The organism is Dactylosporangium sp. CS-047395 (genome assembly GCF_050942185.1).
Taxonomy (GTDB): domain Bacteria; phylum Actinomycetota; class Actinomycetes; order Mycobacteriales; family Micromonosporaceae; genus Dactylosporangium.
In genome coordinates, this window is sequence record NZ_CP192015.1 from 7,468,348 (window position 1) to 7,489,319 (window position 20,972).

Consider the following 20,972-nt stretch of genomic DNA (forward strand, 5'->3'; position numbering starts at 1 on the left):
TGCACTATTGCAATAAAGAGGAGTTCATGGACCTCGCGCACATCCTGCTCGTCGAGGACGATCCCGGCGACGTGGCGTACACCATCGACGAGTTTCGCGAGCACCGGCTGCGCAATCCGCTCACCGTGCTCGGCGACGGGCTCGAGGCGCTCGCGTATCTGGAGCGGCGCGGCGCGCACGCGGGCGCCCCGCGGCCGGACATCCTGCTGCTCGACCTGAACCTGCCCGGGGTCGACGGCCGGGTGGTGCTCGACCGGGTGCACGGCAATCCGGACCTGGCGGGGATGACGGTCGCGGTGCTGACGAGTTCGCCGCTGGAGGAGCGGATGCTGCGCGACTTCGGAGTACCGGCGGAGTTCTATTTCCGCAAGCCCGTCGACTTCGCGCAGCTGGCCGAGCTGATCCGGAGCATCGACCGGTTCAGCATCGTGGTGGACCGGGACGTCAGGGCGCGATGAGGCTCTGGTAGTCGGCGTCGGTGAGCAGGTCGCTGGTCAGCGCCCCGTCGCCGCGCGGCACCTCGATCGTGCGGCCGTCCTTGGCGAAGCGCACCCCGACGATGTCGGCGCGGGCGGCGAGGGTGCACACGATCTGGCCGTACGCGAGGGTCTCGTCGTTGCGGATCGGGTTGTCCACCGCCAGCCCGACGACCGCGGTGCCGTTGCGCAGCTGCACGCCGGTGATGTACGACGTGCCGGCGAGCGCGCTGTCCAGGTCCGCCGCGCGCTCCTGCGGGGTCGGGCCGGTGACCAGGTCCTCGACATGCCGCTGGGGCGAGGGCAGGGCGGAGACCCGCCGGTCGACCGGGACGAGCTGGTTGTCGCGCACCAGGTACAGCCGCTCGACGAACGCGCCCGGCGAGGGGTTGGCCATCGGGCCCTCATAGGAGCCGATCGTCACCGACGGCTCGATCGGGCGCGGGTCCCGGTCGGTGGGCACCCCGCAGCCACCGGCGGCCAGCACGATGGGCAAGAGCCACAAGCCGGGCCTTTTCACCGTACCCCCGGAAGCTCGATCCGGAACCGCGCGCCGCCTCCCGGCCGGTCCAGCACGTGCACCCGGCCGCCGTGCGCGGTGACGTGCTGCGCGACGAGGGACAGGCCCAGCCCCGTGCCGGTGTCGTTGCCGCGGGCGCCGGCCGAGCGCCCCCGCACGAACCGGTCGAAGATCGTCGCGCGGTCGGCGGGGTTCACGCCCGGGCCGTCGTCGTCGACCTCGATGATCCCGTCGGCCCCGTCGGTCGCCAGCCGCAGCGCGACCGGGCCGCCGCCGTGCGTGACCGCGTTGTCGAGCAGGTTGACCAGCACCTGCTCCAGGCGGCGCCGGTCGACGGTCCAGCGCAGCTCCTGGCCGCCGCCTTGAATGATCGCCGGGTCGAGGCCGCGGCCCTGCACCGCGCGGCGGGCCAGCTCGCCGACGTCGACCGGGCCGATCTGGGCCGGCAGGTCGCCGCGGGACAGTTCGAGCAGGTCGTCGACGAGCTGCTGGAACCGCGCCAGCTCGGCCACGACCAGCCCGGCCGCCATCGCGGTGCGCTCGTCGAGGGAGTCCCGGCGCCGCTCCAGCACGCTCGCCGAGGCGGCCAGGGTCTGCAGCGGGGAGCGCAGCTCGTGGCTGACGTCGGCGGCGAAGCGGCGGTCCTTCTCGATGCGCCGGGACAGCTGGTCGACCATCCCGTTGAACGACGTCGAGAGCGGTTCGAGGTCCGGGTCGGTGGCCGGGTCCAGGCGGGCGTCGAGGTCGCCGGCGCTGATGCCCTGGGCGGCGGCCGCGACCGAGCGCAGGGGGCGCAGGACGTAGCGGGTGGCGTACCAGCCCAGGACCGCCCCCGCCGCCGCGACCGCCGACGCGACCAGGATCAGGACCCATCCGATGGTGCGCAGCGTCTGATCGAGCTCGCGCAGATAATCGATCTCGTACACCGCTGTCGCCGGCGTCAGCAGGATGCCCACGATCACGACCGGGGCCCCGTCCACCCGGACCCGCTGGATACCCTGGCCGTGGTCGGCGACGAGGCGCTGCAGGCTCTGCGGGATCGCGGCCGACGCGCCGTTGTCGGCGGTACGCGCGTACCAGTGGCCCAGATGGAACACGAGCACCCGCCGGTTGCCGCCGGTGTCGAGGCTGCGCAGCATGCCGGAGAAGTCGGGGTGCTCGGTGTTCAGCCCGGCCGCCACGACCCGCGCGTCGAACGTCGCAGACCGTACCGCCTGCCGCTCCCGCCCGCTGATCAGCTCGCCCCGGGTCACCTCGTAGGACACCAGGGCCATCGACGCCGACAGGGTCAGCGCCCCGGCGGCGAACCCGGCCGCCACCCGGGTGCGCAGCCCCAGCCTTCCCCTGATCCGCCTCATCGCTGCAACTTGTAGCCCATACCGCGGACCGTCACGAGGTACCGCGGCTGCTTGGAATCCTCTTCGATCTTCTGCCGCAGCCGCCCGACGTGCACGTCGACCAGCCGCTCGTCGCCGATCTCGTACTCCCACACGCGCTGCAGCAGCTGCTGGCGGCTCAGCACCTGCCCCGCGTGCTCGGCCAGCTCGCACAGCAGGCGGAACTCGGTGCGGGTGACCGCCACCGCCTCGCCGCCGATGCGCACCTCGCCCGCCTCCGGGAGGATCTCCATGTCGCCGAAGACCATGCTGGACATCGCGTGCACGGTGCGCCCGCGCCGGCGCAGCGCCCGCAGCCGGGCCGACAGCTCCTTCACCGCCACCGGCTTGACCAGGTAGTCGTCCGCTCCCGCCTCGAGCGCGGCCACGATGTCGTGGGTGTCGTCGCGCGCACTGATCACCACGATGGGCACGTCGTCGCCCCGGCGCAGCTGCCGGATGCACTCGAACCCGTCGACGCCCGGCAGCATCAGGTCGACCAGCACGGTGTCGGCGGGGTCCTCCCGCTGCGCGACCAGTCCCTCCTCCGCGCTTGCCGCACCGCGGACGCTGTACCCCTCGTCCTCCAGCGCCAGCGCCAGCGCCAGCCGGATCCGGTCGTCGTCCTCGATCACCAGCACGCCTGCCATACCAGGCATCATGCCGCCCGACCGGCCCTTCCGACCAATTGATCCCGCCCTGGTGAGGGCCCGTTCCACCGAAGTCACACAACCGTCACGCAGCGGGGAAGGTTTCGCCACATCGAAAACGAACGCTGAAATGGTGACTGCTCCGACCATCGAAATCGTGATCGAAGAAGAACTGGACGCGGCATCGGTACCGAGAGTCGCCGCACTCCTGCACGAAGCCGCCGACCTGAACCCCACCGATCTCGTGATCGACCTGCGCGAATGCCCGTTCGTGGACGCGGCGGCGATCGGGATGCTGCTGGACGTACACCGCCGGATGTTCGCCGCCGGTGGCCGCCTCACTCTGCGCGCCCCCGGCCCCAGGGTCACCCGGACCCTCCGCCTGGCCCGCGTGGAGAAGGTCCTCCACGTGCAATAACGCACCCACCCTTCCGCTGGGCGTTACTCGCGCGTAACACTGAGCGGCATGGTTGTTGCATCGACCGTGCAGAAAGTTCGCCTCCGGGGCCGCGACGACGACCTGGCCGCGCTGCACGCACTGGCCTCCGGCCCTGGCGGCGCCCTGGTTCTGACCGGCCCACCGGGCATCGGCCGCACCGCGCTGGTGTCGGCGCTGGTGTCGCCCTTGGTGCCGGACGACGCTCTGGTACTGGGCGTCACGGGCTGCCTCGCGGAATCGGCACTGCCGCTGGCCGGGGTGCACCGGTTGTTCGCCGGGGTGCCGTGCCCGCCACACGGCCCCGACCGCCACGACTCACCTTTCGCCGGCGTGGCGTACCCGTTGCGCCGCTCCGACCACTCCGACCACTCCGACCGTCACGACCACTCCGACCGTTCCAACCGCCACGACCTCCTGGGCGCCGGCCTCGCGTACCTGGCCGCCGGCGTGGCGAACCCGTTGCGCCGCTCCGACCGCTCCGACCGCCACAACCCGCTGGCCGCCGACCAGGCGTACCCGCCGCGCCACTCCGACCAGCCCGACCAGCCCGACCAGCCCGACCAGCCCGACCATTCCGACCGCTCCGACCCCTTGGCCGCTGGCCTGGCGTACCCACCGCATCGCCACGACCGCCACGACCGCTCGGATCGCTCGGATCGCTCGGATCGCTCGGACCGCCTGGCTGCCGGCCTGGCCGTGCTGGGCGTGCTCCGGGATCTGGCCCACTCGGGCCCAGTGATCGCGCTGGTCGACGACGCCCACGCCCTCGACCAGGCCTCGCTGGACGCCCTGGCCATGGCCGCCCGCCGGGCCGCGGGCACGCGGGTATCGGTGGTGTTCGCCCTGCGGGACACCCCCGGCTGCACCGCCGCCGAGACCACCCTGTCCGGCCTGCCCCGCCGGCAACTGCTGCCCCTGGACCCACGCGACAGCCGGTACGTCCTGTGCGACCTAGCCCCCGGCCTAGCCGGCGACGTGGCCGGCGTCCTCGCGACCCGCGCGGCCGGCAACCCCCGCGCCCTGGCCGAGCTGGCATCGGCCCTCACGGTAGAACAGCGCCGGGGCGAGGCGGCGCCACCGTCGACCCCGCCCCGGGACAGCGCCCTGCGACGGGAGTACCGCGTGCTGCTGCGCACCATGCCACCCGACACACGGCGCGTGCTCGTCCTGGCCGCCGCAGCCGCCCGAGAAACGGCCAACGGAACCACGTGCCCGGCGGCGCTACTACTCGCCGCGGGCCACCCGGCGGCCGACCTAGCCCCGGCGGAGCGCGCGGAGCTGGTCTGCGTCGAGGGCGGCCGGGTGCGTTTCGTGCCACCGCTGTTCGCCGAGACCGTGTACGCCGAGGCCGGCTTGGCAGACCGTCACGCCGCCCACCACCGCCTGGCAACGCTGGTCCCCGACCGCCGCACGGCCGCCTTACACCGCGCGGCGACGGCCACCGGGCCAGACGACGCCTTGGCGGCAGAGCTGGCGGCGACGGCCACGAGCCCTGACGACGCGCCGGCGGCGCAGCTCGCGGCGACGGCCCTGGCCCCAGGCGACACGCTCACCGCACACGCCACCGAACCTCCCGAACTACCTGCCGCGGCCGAACCGATCGCGCAAGGCACTCCGACTCTTGATCAGGGCTTGGTGGCTCCTGATCGAGGCATGGTGGCTCTCGATCGGGGCGTGGATGACACCTGGATGACACCGGGCTCGCATTATGGTGGACCGGAGACAGTGACAGCGCTGGAACGGGCAGCCTCACTCACCAGCAACCCCACGCGAGCGGCAGCGTGGACACTGGGAGCGGCCAGCCTGGCCTGGCGAGGTGGGGAGCCGTACCGGGCAAGGCTCCTGCTGCGGACCGTCTTCTCGCCGGCGGTCCCTCCAGCACTGCACGCCGAACGCGAGCTCCTCCTGGGCGAAATGGAGCTCCGAACCGGCGCCCCCGGCGACGCAGTCCAAACCCTGCTGACGGCGGCAACCCGACTCCCCGTCCGAAGGGCCCTGCGCGCCCTGTGGCTGGCCGGCGAGGCACTTGGAGCGTCGGGCCGCCACGACCGCTACGCCGAAGTGGCCGAACGCGCCTTGGCCCTGGGCGCCGCCACGCACACCGACGAACACGCCAGCGACGCCACCGACACGACGCAGCAGACCAACGCGTCTACCCACACCGCCAGCACACCCCGCCGCAACACGCCGCCCGCCAGCGACGCCTACACGACCTCCAACCCGCCGGGCCGCGCCGCCACGCACGCTGACGAGGCGGCTGGCGGCGGCATCGACGCGCAGCGGGCGACCGAAGCGCCCGCTGACATCGCGGGGCCGAACGTCACGCCGGGTGGGGGCGGGGACGAGGAGATGCTGTTCGAGCACTTCGCGGCGATGGCGGCCGGGTATGCCGGGGAACCCGCCCGCGCGGCTGGGCCTCTGCGGCGGGTCATCGCGCTCGCCACCCAGGATGACTCGGCCGATTCGACCGCGTTGGTGCGTGCGGCCTGGGCCGGGATTGTGGCCGGGCGGGACGAGGATGCGCATCGGCTCGCGGTCCGGGCGGCCCGGCTCGCGCGCGGGGTCGGGGATCGGGCCACCGAGCCGCTCGCGCACGAAGTTGCCGCCACTGCCGCGCTCGCGCTCGGGGATCTCGATCTGGCCGCCGCGACGGCTGGTGAGGGGGTTCGGCTTGCCGGGGCTACCGGGCAGGATGCCGTGGCCGACAAGTGTTGTGGGCTGCTCGCCGTCATTGCCGGGATGCTCGGTGATGCCGCGGGCTGCCGGCAGTGGGTTCGGCGGTGCCGGGCCCGGGCCGGTGGGGACGTCGACAGTCAGGCCCGCGCGATGTGTGTGTGGGCGGCCGGGCTGGTCGATGTGGCCGAACAGCGGCACGGGGACGCGGCCGGGCGGCTGTGGGGGGTCATGCGCACGGCGGTGGGGCGGGGACATCTGGGAGTACAAGTGCCGGCTATTCCGACTCTGGTGGAGGCGGTCGTGCGGTCCGGCGACGGCGATCACGGGGCCGCTCGGCAGGTGCTCGCGGCCTATGATGTGTGGGCCGGCAGCACCGGGAACCCGACCTGGCTGGCGCTGTCGCGGCGGTGTCACGGGCTGCTCGCGGCCGGGGACGACGAGGCCGACTCGCACTTCCGGGAGGCGCTGCGGCTGCACCTGGCCGGGGATTCCGCGTTCCCGGGGGCGCGGACCGAGCTGCTCTACGGGGAGGAGCTGCGACGGCGGCGCCGGCCGGCCGCGGCGCGGGAGCATCTGCGCAGTGCGCTGGCCACGTTCGAGCAGTACGACGCCGGGCCGTGGGTGCGGCGCGCGGCGGCCGAGCTGCGGGCGGCCGGGGATCATGTCGAGCCGGACGGCACCGCGAACGATCAGGCGCTCACGGCGCAGCAGGCCCGGATCGCCCGGCTCGTCGCGGGCGGCAAGACCAACCGGGAGATCGCCGCGGCGCTGTTCGTCAGCCCGCGGACCGTCGATCACCACCTGCGCAACATCTTCGTCCGGCTCGGCGTACGGTCCCGCACCGAACTGGCCCGCGTGATCATCTGAGACGAAACGCGCCCGGGATGCCCCCTTGTCGCCCATACTGGGTCGCGAGGGGGTTTCCACGGCGTGAGCGGACGTCAGCAGGGACTCAGCGCGGGGCTGGTCGTCGGTGCGCTCGGGGTCGTCTTCGGCGACATCGGCACGAGCCCGATCTACACGCTGCAGACCGTGTTCAACCCCGACGACCCGCATCCGGTGCCGGTCAGCGACGCCAACGTCTACGGCGTGGTCTCCACGATCTTCTGGTCCGTGATGATCATCGTGACCGTCACGTACATCCTGCTCGCGATGCGGGCCGACAACGACGGCGAGGGCGGCATCATGGCCCTCATCACGCTGCTGCGCCGCCGGGCCGGCCGGGAGGGCCGCAAGACCGCGATGTTCCTGGCCGCGCTGGGCATCTTCGGGGCCTCGCTGTTCTTCGGCGACAGCATGATCACCCCGGCCATCTCCGTGCTGAGCGCGGTCGAGGGCCTCAAGCTCGTCCAGCCGTCGCTGGGCGAGTTCGTCGTCCCGATCACCGCGGTCATCATCATCGTGCTGTTCCTCGTGCAGCGGCGCGGCACGGCGGCGGTCGGGCGGATCTTCGGGCCGATCATGATCCTCTGGTTCGTGACCATCGGCGGGTTCGGCATCGCCGGCATCACCCGGCACGCGGCGATCCTCAAGGCCCTCTCGCCCACCTATGCGGTGGAGTTCCTGGCCGGCCACTTCGGCATCGCGTTCTTCTCCCTGGCCGCGATCGTGCTGTCGGTGACGGGGGCCGAGGCGCTGTACGCCGACATGGGCCACTTCGGCCGCCGGGCCATCGCGTTCGGCTGGCTGTGGCTGGTCCTGCCCGCCTGCACGCTGAGCTACCTCGGCCAGGCCGCGCTGGTCCTCGACGACCCGGCCAACGTCGCCGGCCCGTTCTTCCTGCTCGTGCCGTCCTGGCTGCGCCTGCCGCTGGTACTGCTGGCCACCGCGGCCACGGTGATCGCCGCCCAGGCCGTCATCACCGGCGCCTATTCGGTCGCGTCCCAGGCCGCCCAGCTCGGCTACCTGCCGCGGCTGCGGGTCGCGCACACCTCGGCCGAGCAGATCGGGCAGATCTACGTGCCCTGGATCAACTGGCTGCTCATGGTCTCGGTGCTCACCCTGGTGTTCGCGTTCCGCGGCTCGGCCGCGCTGGCCTACGCCTACGGCATGGCGGTCACGGGCACCATCACGATCGCGACCCTGATGTTCTTCTACGTCGCCCACCGGATCTGGCCGAAGACCCCGGTCTGGCTCCTGTACTGCGGCGGCGGCCTCCTGCTCGCCTTCGACCTGCTCTTCGTGGCGGCGAACCTCACCAAGCTCATCCACGGCGCCTGGCTCCCGCTGCTCATCGCCCTGACCGCGTTCACGGTCATGACCACCTGGCAGAAGGGCCGGGCGATCGTCACCGCCCAGCGCAAGCGCGAGGAGGGCTCGCTGCGCGAGTTCGTCGACCGGCTGCGCACCGACCCCAGCCTGACCCGGATGGTCCCCGGCACGTCGGTGTTCCTCAACCGCGGCAAGGAGACGACGCCCCTGGCGATGCGGGCCAACGTCGAGCACAACCACGTCCGCCACGTGCACGTGCTCATCCTGTCCATCGAGACCCAGCCGGTACCCCGCGTCCCCGACGAGGAGCGCATCTCCGTCGACGAACTCGGGTACGCCGACGACGGCATCGTCCACGTGACCGTCCGCTTCGGCTACATGGACCCGCAGAACCTCCCGGCCGCCCTGCGCCTGCTCGACCCGGCCCGCACCGAGGGCGAACTGGAACTGGGCCAGGCCTCCTACTTCCTGTCGAAGATCGAGCTGCGCCGCGGCGACAACCCGAGCATGGCCGGCTGGCGCAAACGGCTGTTCATCGCCACCTCGTACATCACCGCCGACGCCGCCGAACACTTCGGCCTCCCCCGCGACCGCACCGTCATCATGGGCTCACACATCGACGTGTAGCGGGAACGTCACGCGGAACGTGGAGCCGCGGCCCGGGGTGCTGGTCACGTCGACGGTGCCGGCGTGGTCCAGGACGATCTGGCGGGCGATGGTCAGCCCCAGCCCGCTCCCGCCCGTCTCTCGGTCGCGGGCCGGATCGGCGCGCCAGAAGCGCTGGAACACGAACGGCAGGTCCTCCGCCGCGATCCCGCACCCCGTGTCCCGCACCTCGAGGATCGCGCGGTCGCCCGCGGGGAAGGCGCGCAGCAGCACCGCCCCGCCCGGGTCCGTGTAGCGCAGCGCGTTGGTGACCAGGTTGCCGAGCACCTGGCGCAGGCGGTCCTGGTCGCCGTGCACCGGCAGCGGGCCGGTCGCCTCGGCGGTCAGCCGGACGCCGCCCGCCTCGGCCACGGCCAGGTGTGCGACCCGGCCCGCCTCGACCAGGTCGGCCAGGTCGAAGTCCGTGCGCCGGTACGCCAGGTGGCCCGACTCGGCCAGGGTCAGGTCCTGCAGGTCGTCGAGGATGCGCCGCTGCAGCAGGACCTCCTCGTGCAGCGAGCCGAACAGCTCCCGCGACGGGGGTACCACACCGTCCTGCAGGGCTTCGAGGTAGCCCAGGACGTTGGACATCGGCGTGCGCAGTTCGTGGGCCACGCCGGCGAGGAGGCGGCGCTGGGCGGTCTCCGAACCCTCCAGCGCGGCGGCCATCCGGTTGAACGAGCGGGACAGCTCCCCCACCTCATCGCGGCCCGTGGTGCGCACCCGGGTGTCCAGGTGGCCGGCGGCCAGGCGGCGGGAGGCGGCGGTCAGGGAGCGCAGCGGGCGGGCCATGTGCCGGGCCACGAGGGCGGTACCGATCACCGCCAGCACCAGCACCGCCCCGATCGACGCGGCCAGGGGGCGGCCGAGCAGGGTCACCGGGTCGTCGTCGACGGCGCCGAGGAAGAGCTGCAGCGGCTCGGGGGCGAACGTGTCGACGCGGTCGCCGAAGGCCTGGATGAGGCAGGAGACGTGGTTGGACGCGGCGCGGCAGCCGGTGACGGCGGCGAGGTCGGCGTCGCCCGCGTACTGCTGGGTGTCGTCGGCCCGGCGCGCGCAGTCCGGGTCCTGTTCGGTGTTCAGGGCGGGGAACGGCACCCCGTAGGCGTCGGGGCTGACCGGCGGCGGTTCGCGGCCGTTCTCGGTGAGGCAGCCGGAGTAGACGACGGTCCGGCGGTACCGCGTCAGCTCGTCCAGCACCACCACGTCGATCTTGCCGCCGGCGCGCTCGGCCGTCGCCGCGTCCAGGGCCAGGGCGGGGCGCGGGTTGATGAGGGTGGGCGGGCTGACGACCGGGCGGGCGGCGCGGTTGGCGAGGGTGTCGGTGTCGACGGTGACCTGGCCGTACAGGTTGACCAGGCGGATGCGCTGCTTGTTGTCGGCGGCGAGCAGGGCCACCCGGTCGGAGACGCCGGCCCAGGTGCCGTGCCGGCGGGCGTAGGAGCGGACGGTCTCGGCGATGTCGGCGACGTGCCGGGTCGCCTCCTGCTGCGTGTGCGCGATCTCCTGGGCCGTGAGCCGCAGGCTGAGCCACGCCGTAGCCCCGGTCGCCACCACGGCGACGACGAGCGTCAGCAGAAAGACCCGCAGCCGGAAGCTCATGCCGCCGCCCCGGCAACGACCAGCGTCAGCAGAAAAACCCGCAGCCGGAAGCTCACGCCGCCGCCCCGGCAACGACCAGCGTCAGCAGAAAAACCCGCAGCCGGAAGCTCACGCCGCCGCCCCGGCGACGACGAGCGTCAGCAGAAAGACCCGCAGCCGGAAGCTCATGCCTGCTCGGCGAGGCGGTAGCCGCGGCCGTAGACCGTCTGGACGTACCGTGGCGAAATCGGCTCGGCCTCGAGCTTGCGGCGCAGGTTGACGACGTGCGCGTCCACGGTGCGCTCGGACACGTCGCGCTCGAAGCCGAACACCCGGTTGATGATCTCGCCGCGGGTGAAGACGCGGCCCGGGTCGCCCGCGAGCAGCTCCAGGATGCCGAACTCCTTGGCGGTGAGCACCACGGTCTCGCCGGCCACCCGGACCTCGAAGCGACCGGCGTCGACGACGAGGTCACCGACGGTGAGCACGCGCTGGTGGCCGGGGCTGCCGATGCCGGCCCGGCGCAGCAGGGCGCGGACCCGGGCGGCGAGCTCGCGCGGGCTGACCGGCTTGGTCATGTAGTCGTCGGCGCCGAGGTCCAGGCCGAGCAGCAGGTCGTCCTCGGTGGAGCGGGCGGTGACGAGCAGGATCGCCACGCCGGACTCGGCTCGCAGGATGCGGCACACGTCGAGGCCGTCGACCTGCGGCATCATCACGTCGAGGACGAGCAGGTCCGGCTTGCGGGAGCGGCACTGCTCCAGCGCCGCCCGGCCGTTGTGGACGGTGAGCACGCTGTGCCCGTCGCGCTCGAGGTACAGCCGGATCAGTTCGGCCTGTTTCGGGTCGTCGTCGGCGACCAGGATTCGTGCGCTCATCCCGGCCATTGTGACCCGGCAAATGTGAGGAACCTGCGAAATCGCATTCGGGTTTCGATCCGGCAACCGGTTCTTCATCGGTTCCCAACAGCCGCGTTCCTAGCGTCCACCGGCATGTGTGGTCTTCTGGTCTTTCTGAGCGGCGACGGTACCGCCGACCCGGCCGACCTCGCCGCCGCGCTCGACCGCCTCCGGCACCGCGGCCCGGACGAGACGGCGATGCTGCACGTGGGCGGTGCGTGGTTCGGCTTCACCCGCCTGGCCATCGTCGACCGGGCGCACAGCCATCAGCCCTTGCGGTACCAGGGACGCTGGACGGTCGTGTTCAACGGCGAGCTCTACAACTTCCGGCAGCTGCGGGCCGCGCTCATCGCCGGGCACGGCGCGGTCTTCGCCACCGAGGGGGAGGCGGAGGTCCTGGCGGCGGCCTTCCACTACTGGGGCCCGGAGGCGGTCCATCGGCTGCGGGGGATGTTCGCGGCGGTACTGTACGACGCCGCCACCTCCACCCTGCACGCCCTGCGCGACCCGTTCGGCATCAAGCCCCTCTACTGGCTGCGCGCACCCGAGGGGCTGTACCTGGCCAGCGAGAAGAAGGCGCTGCTGCCCTTCGCCGGCGGGGCGGCCCGGATCGGCACGGCGGCGCTGTCGCACTACCTGACGCTGCAGTACGTCCCGGAGCCCGCGACCCTGCACCCGGCCATCCACCGGCTCCCGGCGGGCCACACGCTGACGTGCCGGGCGGGCGAGGCGCCGGTGATCCGCCGGTACTTCGAGCCGGCCCTGCGCCCCGCCCCGCGCCCCGCCGCCGAGGCCGCCGCGGCCATCCGGGACGCGCTGCGCGACAGCGTGCACGCGCACCTGCAGGCCGAGGTGCCGGTCGGGGCGTTCCTGTCCAGCGGCGTGGACTCCAGCGCCGTCGTCGCGCTCGCCCGGGAACGCCACCCGCGGTTGCGCGCGTACACGGCGGGGTTCGACGACCCGCGGTACAGCGAGATCGAACACGCCGCCGAGACCGCCGCCGCCCTCGACGTACCGCTCACCGCCACGCTCGTCCGCGACGACGACGTGATCGAGGCGCTGCCCCGCATCGTGTGGCACCTCGACGATCCGGTCGCCGATCCCGCGATCGTCCCGTTGTACTTCCTGTGCCGCGCCGCCGCCCGCGACGTCACCGTGGTGCTGTCCGGCGAGGGGGCCGACGAGCTGTTCGGCGGCTACGAGATCTATCGCGAGCCGCACGCCCTGGCCCGGGTCGCGGGCCTGCCCGACCCGGTGCGCCGCGGGCTGCGCGCGGTCGCCGGGGTGCTGCCGGAGGGGGTGCGCGGCAAGAGCTTCCTGGAGCGGGCGACGACCCCGATCGGCGAACGGTACTACGGCAACGCCCGTATCTTCGGCCCAGCGGAGAAGGCGCTGCTGCTGCGCGGGCCGGCCGAGCCGCACACGGCGGTGACGGACCCGCTGTACCGCGCGGCGGCCGGGCTCGACGACGTCAGCGCGATGCAGTACGTCGACCTGCACACCTGGCTGCCCGGCGACATCCTGACCAAGGCCGACCGGATGTCGATGGCGCACTCCCTCGAACTGCGCGTGCCGTTCCTGGACCGGGCGGTCTGGCAGGTCGCGGCGACCCTCGGCCCGGAGCTGAAGCTGAGCCCGGACGCGACGAAGGCGGCGCTGCGCGAGGCGGTGCGCGGCCTGCTCCCGGCGGCGGTGGTGACCCGGCGCAAGCTCGGCTTCCCGACCCCGACCCGGGTGTGGCTGCGCGGGCGGATCGGCGAGTGGGCGGGCGACGTGCTGGCCACGGCCGACGTCGACCACCTCATCGACATCGGGCACGTGCAGCGCCTGCTGGCCGCGCACCGCCGGGGCGGGCCCGACCATTCGCGCAAGGTCTGGACGGTGCTGATGTTCTGTCTCTGGTACCGCCAGCAGGCCGCGCCCGCGACCCGAAGTTCACTCGCGGCCACTGGCGGGTGACCAGGCGGGCTGGCATGCTTCGCCGCATGGAGGTCCGGTTGATCCTGCCCGGCGGGGTCACCACGCACACCGAGGACGAGCTGCCGGCGCTGCTGGCCCGCGAGGACGGCATCGTCTGGGTCGACATCGCCACCTGCGACCCGGCCGCCGCCGCGGTGCTCAAGGAGGCGTTCGGCTTCCATCCGCTCGCCCTGCGCGACGCGGCCGTGCGCAACCGGGTCCCGAAGATCCACCCGTACGCCGACCACGTCTTCGTCATCATCCACGCCCCGCACTTCGGCGCCCGCGGCCACGTCCACTACGTCGAGCTCGACCAGTTCATCGGAGCGCGGTACCTCGTGACGGTCCACGGCCCGGTCAACCCCGCGGTCCCGCCGGACGTGCCGCTGCGCCAGACCCGCGACGTGCTGCGCCGCATCGAGGCGGGCCGCTTCTCCCCCGCCTCCGCGTTCGAGCTGTCCTACGCGGTCGTCTCGGCCATCAGCCGCCTGCAGGAGACCATGGTCGAGGACGTGACGGCCGAGGTGTGGCGCCTCGAGCAGCGGGTGACGGCGGGCCACCTGGGCAACCCGGAGCAGTTCCTGGAGGAGCTGTTCCAGGCCCGGCACGGCCTGCTGGCGGTCCGCACGATGGCCACGCTGTCCGGCGCCATCTACGGCCGCATGTCGACCCTGCCCCGCGGGATCGCCCCCGACGCCCAGCACCTCATCACCGACGTCGTCGACCAGTTCGGCCGCGTCCGCAGCGTCGCCGACGGCGAGCGGGAATACCTGCAGGGCGTCATCGAGTACTACAAGGCCCGCACCGACACCAAAATGACGATCGCGGCGGAGCGGCTGGCGGTGATCGCGGCGATCACGCTGCCGATCACGGCGCTCTCCTCGGTCTACGGCATGAACCTGATCGTCAGCGACCACACGCAGACGTCGCACCTGATCGCGGTCCTGCTGCTGATGGCCGTCATGTCGGCGACCCTGCTGGGCTGGGCCAAACGCCAGGGCTGGTGGTGACCCCGCCGATCTCGTCCGCGCTGACCTCGCCGGCTCACCGCTCGCCCACGTTGATCTCGCGGGTTTCGGTGTCGCGCAGCTGCGGCGCGCAGGCGGCCAGCCCGGCCAGAACGAGCACGGCGCCGGCCAGGAACGGCGTGCGCAGGCCGTAGGCGTGAGCCAGGGCCCCGGCCCCGAGCGCCCCGGCCGGTGCCGCTCCGAGCCCGACGATGCGGAACGCGTTGGTGACGCGGCCGAGGTACGCGTCGGGCACGAGCCGCTGCCGCATGGTCGCCCCGATCGCGTCGGCGACCGTGGACCCGGCCCCGAGCAGCGCGGCGGCGGCCAGCGCGACGACCACCCCGCCGGCCAGCCCGAGCGCGGCGACGCACAGCGCGGTGACCGCGACGGCGACGAGCAGGCACCGGCGCAGCCCGAACCGGGCCGCGAGCCGCCCCGCGCCGACGCCACCGGCCACGCCACCGACCGCGAACACGGCGACGAGCAGCCCGAACCCGGCCGGTCCGAGGCCGAGCCCGCGGGTGGCGAACAGGACGAGGACGGCGAGGATCCCGGCGTACGCGATGCTGATGACCGCCTGCAACAAGCACAGCCCGCGCACCGCCGGTTCGGCCCACATGAGCCGCACCCCCTCGGTCAGATCCCGCCGGACGCGGGCGGCGGCCGGGCGGGCCTCCACCGGGCTTGCAGCCGCCGGGCTTGCATTCGCCGGGAGACGCAGGAGTGCCAGGCAGGCGGCCGAGGCGAGGAACGTGGCCGCGTCGACGGCGAACGGTGCAATGGCCGCCGCCCCGAACAGCGCGGCGCCCGCCGTCGAGCCGATGAGGGTGTCGGTGACCTGCACCCCGGCGGCGAGGCGCCCGTTGGCGGTGGCGCGCTGATCTGCGGGTACCACCGCGGGCAGCAATCCGGCCAGGGCCGCGCTCGCGACCGTGTCGCCGCAGGTCAGCACGAAGCCGAGGGCCGCGATGACGGCGATCGGGGCGAACCCGCACGCCACGGCGGCGGTGAACAGGACCATGACGGCGGCCCGGCCCAGGTCGCCGGCGATCGCCAGCCGGCGGCGGTCGAGGCGGTCGGCGAGGACCCCTGCGAACAGCCCGAACAGCAGCCACGGCAGCTGCTCGGCCGCGGTGACGAGCGAGACGGTCCAAGGGTCGCCGGTCTGCCCGGCGGCCAGCAGCGGCAACGCCACCCAGCGCATGCCGTTGCCGAGGGCCGAGGTGACCGCCGCGAGCCACAGTAGCCTGAACATGAACCAGAGTCTGGTTCAGCTTTCGAGATCGAGTCAAGGGGTCGTGCGACAATCGGTCCCGCCATGCAGATGCGGACCGAGCCCCAGCAGCAGCGCAGCCGCGAGAAGCGGGAGCGGGTGCTGGCCGCGGCCGCCGCCCTGCTGCAGGAGGTGCCGTTCGACGAGATCGGCACGCGGACGATCGCGGAGCGGGCGGGGGTGTCGGTCGGGTCGCTGTACCGGTTCTTCCCGGACAAGGACGCGATCTTCTACGCGCTGTCCGAGTCGTGGCTGGCCAAGGTGCTGGAGCTGATGGACGCGCAGGTCGCCGCGCCGCCGCCGACGCTTGCCGGGTTCGCCGGGCGGATCACCGAGGCGTTCGCGGAGTTCTTCCGCGCCGAACCCGGCTACCGCCAGGTCTCCCTCGGCGCCCAGGCCCTGCGCATGACGCCCGGCGCCAGCGCGGAGAACGACGAGCAATTAGCTTCCCGGTTGTACGGCGTGCTGACCACCCACTACGGCCTCCCCGACGACGGCCTGCTGCGGGGACGGCTCCTGCTGGCGGTGCGGCTGACCGAGTTCATGCTGAACCAGGCGTTCCGCACGGACCCCGGCGGCGACCAGTTCGTGCTGGACGAGCTCAAGAACCTACTCGTCCGGTACCTCGGCTGAGTGCCCGTTCGCGCACAGCGCGTCGCCCAGCGCGGTCCGGTAGTAGAGCACCGACCGGCCGGACCGGCGGCGCGCGGCCAGCCCGGCGTCGCGCAGGACCCGCAGGTGCCCGCCGGCCGAGCCGAGGGTCTGCCCGGTCAGGGCGACGAGCTGGGTGGTGCTCTTCGGTGCGGCCAGGAGCGTCAGGATGCGGGCGCGGGCGGGACCGATGAGGCGGGCGAGGGCCTCTGGGGGTACCAGAGCGGGATCTTGAGCCATCCACCCCGTGCACGGATAGACGACCGCGTGCACGCTGCCGGGCTCCTCCCAGCCCACCCAGCCGCGCGCGGCCGTGGTCGGCACGAACAGCAGCCGGCTGCCGGTGACGTCCTTCGGCGGGTAGTCATAGGTGTTGATCTGCAGCCGCCCGTCGCCGAGCCAGCGCATCCCGGGCCGCATGCCGTCGAGCACCGCCGCCCAGCCGCCGGTCGACAGCCGGTCGGTGCGGGCCACGATGTCGGCCTCGAAGACGCGCCGGATGCGGGGCCACGCCGGTCGTACCGTATGCCGCCACACCCAGTCCACCAGCTCGACGGCCCGCTCGACCAGCCCGTCGCCCTTGAGCACCGGCGCGAGCGGCCGGCCCAGCTGCTCCGCGAGGTCGAGCCGGGCCCGCTCATCGCTCGTGTCGGCGACCCGCGCCAGCTCCTCGGCGAACGTGGGCGCGTCGGACGGCGGCGGCTTGACCAGGAAGTCGGCGAGCCAGCCGGGCCGGATCGCGTCGCGCAGGAACGGCAGCGCGAACGGGTCTTCGCCCCACCGCCGCCGGAACGCGGGGAGCGCCTCGGTGAGCCAGTCGCGCTGGGCCGGGGAGACGCGGTGCTGGCCGTTGATCGCGGCCAGGCAGCCGACGGTCTCGGCCAGGGGTGACACGACGAACCGGCTGCTGGCCAGGACGTCGGCGTCGATCCACCAGTACCCCATGATTGCTTGGTTCGCCTGTCTTTTGTTTCGTTCCTGTCCGAAACTCTACGCGACTGGTGGCGGGGGCCAGCAGACTGCGGATCATGCGCACGTACCGCGAGTTGTTCGCCGCCCGGGAGTTCACCGCCCTGTTCGCCACCGTGTCGGCCCAGGTCGCGGCCCAGACGGTGAGCGGGATCGCGCTGGCGACCCTCGTGTACGGCCGGACCGGCTCCCCGCTGCTGTCCGCGCTGAGCATGTTCGGCGCCTCGTTCGCCCAGGTCATCGGCGCGGCCACGCTGCTGTCGGCGGCGGACCGCCTGCCACCGCGGACCGCCCTGACCGGCCTGGCCGCCTTCGCCGCCCTGACCACCGCCCTGCTGGCCGTGCCGGACCTGCCGATCGGCGCCGTCCTGGCGGTCGTGCTGGCCCAGGGCCTGTCAGCCTCGATCGGCGGCGGCGTCCGCTTCGGCCTGCTGTCGGAGATCGTCCCGGCGGACGGCTACCTGCTGGGCCGCTCCCTGCTCAACATGTCCGTGGGCGCCATGCAGATCGCGGGCTTCGCGGGCGGCGGCCTGCTCCTGGCCACGTTCTCCCCGTCGTCGGTACTGCTCGTGGGCGCCCTGCTCAACGTCGCCTCCGCCGCGATCGCCAGGTTCGGCCTCTCCCCCCGCCCGCCGAGGTCCACGGGCCGCGCCTCGATCCGCGCAACCTGGCAGGGCAACCGCGAACTGCTCTCCTCCCGCCCGCGCCGCGCTGTCTACATTGGACTCTGGGTCCCGAACGGCCTGATCGTGGGCTGCGAGGCGCTGTTCGTCCCGTACTCCCCACGCGCGGCGGGCGCCCTGTTCGTAGCGGCCGCCCTGGGCATGCTGGCCGGCGACGCCTTCGCGGGCCGCTGGTTACCGCCCCGCCTGCGCCGCCGCTTCACCACACCGGTCCAGCTGCTGCTGGCCCTGCCTTACCTGGCGTTCGCGGTGACGCTTCCACTGTGGACAGCGGTACTGCTGGTGACGGTAGCCTCGGTAGGGTACTGCGGAAGCCTTCTGCTCCAGGACCGCCTGGTAGACCTGACGCCACCTGGTTTGCGCGGCCACTCGTTGGGCCTGCACAGCTCGGGCATGTTCACCATGCAGGCCGTGGGCGCCACCGTCGCGGGCGCCGTGGCCCAGCTGATGCCGCCGGGCCGAGCGATGACACTGATGGCGGCCGCGTCCATCACGGTGTCCCTGCTCCTGGCGAGAGCCTTCCGCCGCCCGGACCCAGTCGCGCCGCTTTCACCTGCACTCTCCCCGCCGCGCACCCCCTCCTCTCCCTCTTCTCCTTCTCCCTCCTCATCCGCCGAACTTGCGTCACCAACCACGACCTAGGTCACCGCAAGCCGACCGCGCCCGGCCACCCGAATCCCGGCTCTCAGCAACGACGGTCAACACTTGCGTCACCAACCACGACTCAGCCCACCGATTCTCGACCTAGGTTGACGCAAGTCCCTGACCTAAGTTGACGCAAGTAGCCCGCACGCCGGCACAGCATCCTGGCGACAAGCAACGCAAAGGCGCACGATTGCCCTCATGCAAATCCAAGGCGTCCTCTACGACACCGGCCGCCACCTGGGCTTCGCCTGGCGCCCCCACTTCGACCGCGCCGAAACCCGCCAGGACCTGATCACGATCCGCGACGACCTGCACGCCAACACGGTCAAGCTCTGCGGCCGCGACCTGGACCGCCTCACCATGGCCGCCGAGGACGCCCTCGACCTGGGCCTCGACGTGTGGCTGTCACCCGAGCTGTGGAACCACACCCCGGAGCGAACCCTCGCCTACCTGGCCGAAGCCGCCCGCCACGCCGAAACCATCCGCACCGCGGCCGGCGTCGGTGCGAGTGCGAGTGCGGCCGCGGCGCCGATGGCCGGCCGCCGCGAACGGGTCGTGCTCAGCGTCGCCACCGAGGCCTCGTTCTTCCTGCGCGGCATCCTCCCCGGCCGGACCTTCGCCGCCCGCACCAAGAACCCCGCCGCCGCGATCCGCGCCGGCCGGCACGTCGAGCCGCTCGCGAAGTTTCTGGCCGACGCGGCGGCGGTGGCGCGGCGGGAGTTCGGCGGGCCGATCAGCTACGCGTCGCTGCCGTTCGAGCGGGTCGACTGGGGGCTGTTCGACTTCGTCGGGGTCGATCACTACCGGTACGTCACCTCCGAGCCGCACTACGAGCGCATTCTCGAGCGTCACCTCCGGCACGGCAAGCCGCTGGTGATCACCGAGTTCGGGATGCGGGCGTACCGGGGCGCCGAGCTCGATCCGGACCTGCTCACCACCGGCCTGATCAGCTGGCCGACCGTTGCCCTATCCGCGCGCCGGGTCCCGTTCATCCGGCCCCGCCTGCAAACCGGGAAAGCCGCCCGCCTGCAAACCGGCGAACCCACCCACCCGCAATCCAGCGAAACCACCCACCCGCAAGCCGGCAAAGCCACCCGACCTCAGGCAAGCAAAGGCCCCCTGCGCGACGAGGCGCTCCAAGCCCGCCGCGTCGCCGAGGACCTCGCGATCTTCGAGCGCATGCGCGTCGCCGGGGCGTTCGTCACGCAGTTTGACGAGCCGCTGTTGACGCACGACGCCGATCCGCGGTTCGACCTCGACATGAGCGGATTCAGCCTGGTCACGACGCCGCAGCGGAAGAAGAAGGAGGCGTTTCACGCGGTCGCTCACCACTACGCAGGTGGGCCAGGTCGGTTGGGCGTTCCGTTTTCTCAACCCTAACAGTGCCCACCTAACCGATCTTCGCCCCGATCACCCAGCGTAGTGTGCCAAAAAAAGTCGAGCTACTAGGAGCGGAGCTCCGCCACCACCCGCGCCGTCGCCGGCGTCGGGATCCCCAGCGACGCCCCCGCCCGCAGCACCGCACCCCCGATGGCGTCCAGCTCCAAGGGGCGGCCGGCCTCGGCGTCGCGCAGCATCGAGGACTTCATCGGCGCCGGAATCTGGTCGATCACACCGAGCATCGTCTCGGCGTCGACCTGGCAGCCGTTCGCCCTGGCCACCGCGGTCACCTCGGCCACGATGTCGACCAGGTCGTCGCGGCGCATCTCGCGCGCCGTGCCCACGCTCGCCCGGGCAACCGTGGTGATCAATGCCAGCGGAGCGAGCAGCGATAGCTTATCCCACAGCAGTTCCGCAACCCCGTCACGCACCGTGACATCCAGCCCCGCGCCCGAGAGCCAGTCCGCGATCGACGAAGCCCCGTCGCCCGCCAGTTGGACCAGGCAGAAATCGGAGGTGTGGGAGATCCGGCCGGGAGCGGTACGGGTGCTCTCCACCCGGATCGAGCCGCCGACCACCCGCGCCGACGGGTACCGCGTGCGCAGCACCTCCATGTGGTCCACGCCGTTGAGCAGTGGCAGAATGAGCGAGGCACCGCCCGCCGGCACGCGGTCCAGCGCGTCCTGCAGCGTCGTCGCCTTCGTCGCGATCACGCACAGGTCGACCGGCGCTTCCAGGAGCGTGACCGCCCTGGCCGGCACGGTGAACTCCCCGTACCGCACGCTGTGCACCTCGATGCCGCGCGCGTTCAGCAGCGCCGCCGTCTCCGGCCGGGCCACGAACACCACCTCGTGACCGGCCCGCGCCAGCAGTGCGCCGACCAATCCCCCGACCCCGCCCGGGCCGACGATCGCCACCTTCGCCATGCCCAA

General features: G+C 72.6%; 17 protein-coding genes. 9 read left to right on the forward strand and 8 right to left on the reverse strand.

Annotated elements, in window-relative coordinates:
- Positions 1-26 precede the first annotated feature (26 nt).
- Positions 27-458 carry a response regulator gene (locus ACQP00_RS35145; protein ID WP_433204007.1) on the forward strand — a complete coding sequence of 144 codons (432 nt, stop codon included), beginning with the start codon at positions 27-29 and terminating at the stop codon, positions 456-458.
- Here ACQP00_RS35145 and ACQP00_RS35150 read toward each other — a convergent pair.
- The 3 genes from ACQP00_RS35150 to ACQP00_RS35160 are packed head-to-tail and all read right to left on the reverse strand — an operon-like array spanning position 445 to position 3,022.
- Positions 445-981, reverse strand: a complete 537-nt coding sequence (locus tag ACQP00_RS35150; protein ID WP_433204010.1) for a GerMN domain-containing protein — start codon at positions 979-981, stop codon at positions 445-447. The genes ACQP00_RS35145 and ACQP00_RS35150 overlap by 14 nt on opposite strands.
- An 11-nt stretch (positions 982-992) precedes the next feature.
- Positions 993-2,354 carry an ATP-binding protein gene (locus ACQP00_RS35155; RefSeq protein ID WP_433204013.1) on the reverse strand — a complete coding sequence of 454 codons (1,362 nt, stop codon included), beginning with the start codon at positions 2,352-2,354 and terminating at the stop codon, positions 993-995.
- Positions 2,351-3,022, reverse strand: coding sequence for a response regulator transcription factor (locus ACQP00_RS35160; RefSeq protein WP_433204016.1), 672 nt, complete (start codon positions 3,020-3,022; stop codon positions 2,351-2,353). Before ACQP00_RS35160 ends, ACQP00_RS35155 begins: the two co-directional genes overlap by 4 nt.
- Positions 3,023-3,179: 157 nt before the next feature.
- Here ACQP00_RS35160 and ACQP00_RS35165 point away from each other — a divergent pair, with 157 nt between their 5' ends.
- The 3 genes from ACQP00_RS35165 (at position 3,180) to ACQP00_RS35175 (ending at position 8,975) form a co-directional block, all read left to right on the forward strand.
- A complete protein-coding gene (locus ACQP00_RS35165; RefSeq protein ID WP_433204019.1) occupies positions 3,180-3,440 on the forward strand; it encodes an STAS domain-containing protein in 261 nt (86 codons plus the stop codon).
- 48 nt (positions 3,441-3,488) lie between these two features.
- Entirely contained in the window at positions 3,489-7,004 is a 3,516-nt protein-coding gene (locus ACQP00_RS35170; RefSeq protein ID WP_433204022.1) for a LuxR C-terminal-related transcriptional regulator, read from the forward strand.
- A gap of 63 nt (positions 7,005-7,067) precedes the next feature.
- The gene (locus ACQP00_RS35175; protein ID WP_433204025.1) at positions 7,068-8,975 is read left to right on the forward strand and encodes a potassium transporter Kup; all 1,908 of its coding nucleotides are present in this window, start codon (positions 7,068-7,070) and stop codon (positions 8,973-8,975) included.
- On the opposite strand, the gene ACQP00_RS35180 is transcribed toward ACQP00_RS35175, so the two are convergent.
- Together ACQP00_RS35180 and ACQP00_RS35185 are read right to left on the reverse strand one after the other, a co-directional pair.
- A complete protein-coding gene (locus tag ACQP00_RS35180) occupies positions 8,958-10,595 on the reverse strand; it encodes a sensor histidine kinase (RefSeq protein ID WP_433204028.1) in 1,638 nt (545 codons plus the stop codon). The two genes, ACQP00_RS35175 and ACQP00_RS35180, sit on opposite strands and share 18 nt — an antisense overlap.
- A gap of 164 nt (positions 10,596-10,759) precedes the next feature.
- Positions 10,760-11,458, reverse strand: a complete 699-nt coding sequence (locus ACQP00_RS35185; protein ID WP_433204031.1) for a response regulator transcription factor — start codon at positions 11,456-11,458, stop codon at positions 10,760-10,762.
- 105 nt (positions 11,459-11,563) lie between these two features.
- Between ACQP00_RS35185 and asnB the strand changes: the two genes are divergently transcribed.
- Positions 11,564-13,429 carry an asparagine synthase (glutamine-hydrolyzing) gene (asnB, locus tag ACQP00_RS35190; RefSeq protein WP_433204034.1) on the forward strand — a complete coding sequence of 622 codons (1,866 nt, stop codon included), beginning with the start codon at positions 11,564-11,566 and terminating at the stop codon, positions 13,427-13,429.
- Positions 13,430-13,455: 26 nt separating this feature from the next.
- Positions 13,456-14,439: a magnesium transporter CorA family protein gene (locus ACQP00_RS35195; protein ID WP_433204037.1), complete on the forward strand. Its 984-nt coding sequence runs from the start codon at positions 13,456-13,458 to the stop codon at positions 14,437-14,439.
- A 34-nt stretch (positions 14,440-14,473) separates the two neighbouring features.
- On the opposite strand, the gene ACQP00_RS35200 is transcribed toward ACQP00_RS35195, so the two are convergent.
- Positions 14,474-15,694 carry an MFS transporter gene (locus tag ACQP00_RS35200; protein ID WP_433204040.1) on the reverse strand — a complete coding sequence of 407 codons (1,221 nt, stop codon included), beginning with the start codon at positions 15,692-15,694 and terminating at the stop codon, positions 14,474-14,476.
- 63 nt (positions 15,695-15,757) lie between these two features.
- On the opposite strand from ACQP00_RS35200, the gene ACQP00_RS35205 reads away from it, so the two are divergent.
- The gene (locus ACQP00_RS35205; RefSeq protein ID WP_433204043.1) at positions 15,758-16,345 is read left to right on the forward strand and encodes a TetR family transcriptional regulator; all 588 of its coding nucleotides are present in this window, start codon (positions 15,758-15,760) and stop codon (positions 16,343-16,345) included.
- Here ACQP00_RS35205 and ACQP00_RS35210 read toward each other — a convergent pair.
- Positions 16,322-17,308: an ArsR/SmtB family transcription factor gene (locus ACQP00_RS35210; protein ID WP_433204046.1), complete on the reverse strand. Its 987-nt coding sequence runs from the start codon at positions 17,306-17,308 to the stop codon at positions 16,322-16,324. The genes ACQP00_RS35205 and ACQP00_RS35210 overlap by 24 nt on opposite strands.
- Positions 17,309-17,391: 83 nt before the next feature.
- On the opposite strand from ACQP00_RS35210, the gene ACQP00_RS35215 reads away from it, so the two are divergent.
- Complete coding sequence (locus tag ACQP00_RS35215; RefSeq protein ID WP_433204049.1) at positions 17,392-18,657, forward strand: MFS transporter; 1,266 nt, start codon at positions 17,392-17,394, stop codon at positions 18,655-18,657.
- Between the two features lie 363 nt (positions 18,658-19,020).
- The gene (locus ACQP00_RS35220) at positions 19,021-20,040 is read left to right on the forward strand and encodes a hypothetical protein (RefSeq protein WP_433204052.1); all 1,020 of its coding nucleotides are present in this window, start codon (positions 19,021-19,023) and stop codon (positions 20,038-20,040) included.
- A 65-nt stretch (positions 20,041-20,105) separates the two neighbouring features.
- On the opposite strand, the gene ACQP00_RS35225 is transcribed toward ACQP00_RS35220, so the two are convergent.
- Positions 20,106-20,966: a ketopantoate reductase family protein gene (locus ACQP00_RS35225; RefSeq protein WP_433204055.1), complete on the reverse strand. Its 861-nt coding sequence runs from the start codon at positions 20,964-20,966 to the stop codon at positions 20,106-20,108.
- Positions 20,967-20,972 lie beyond the last annotated feature (6 nt).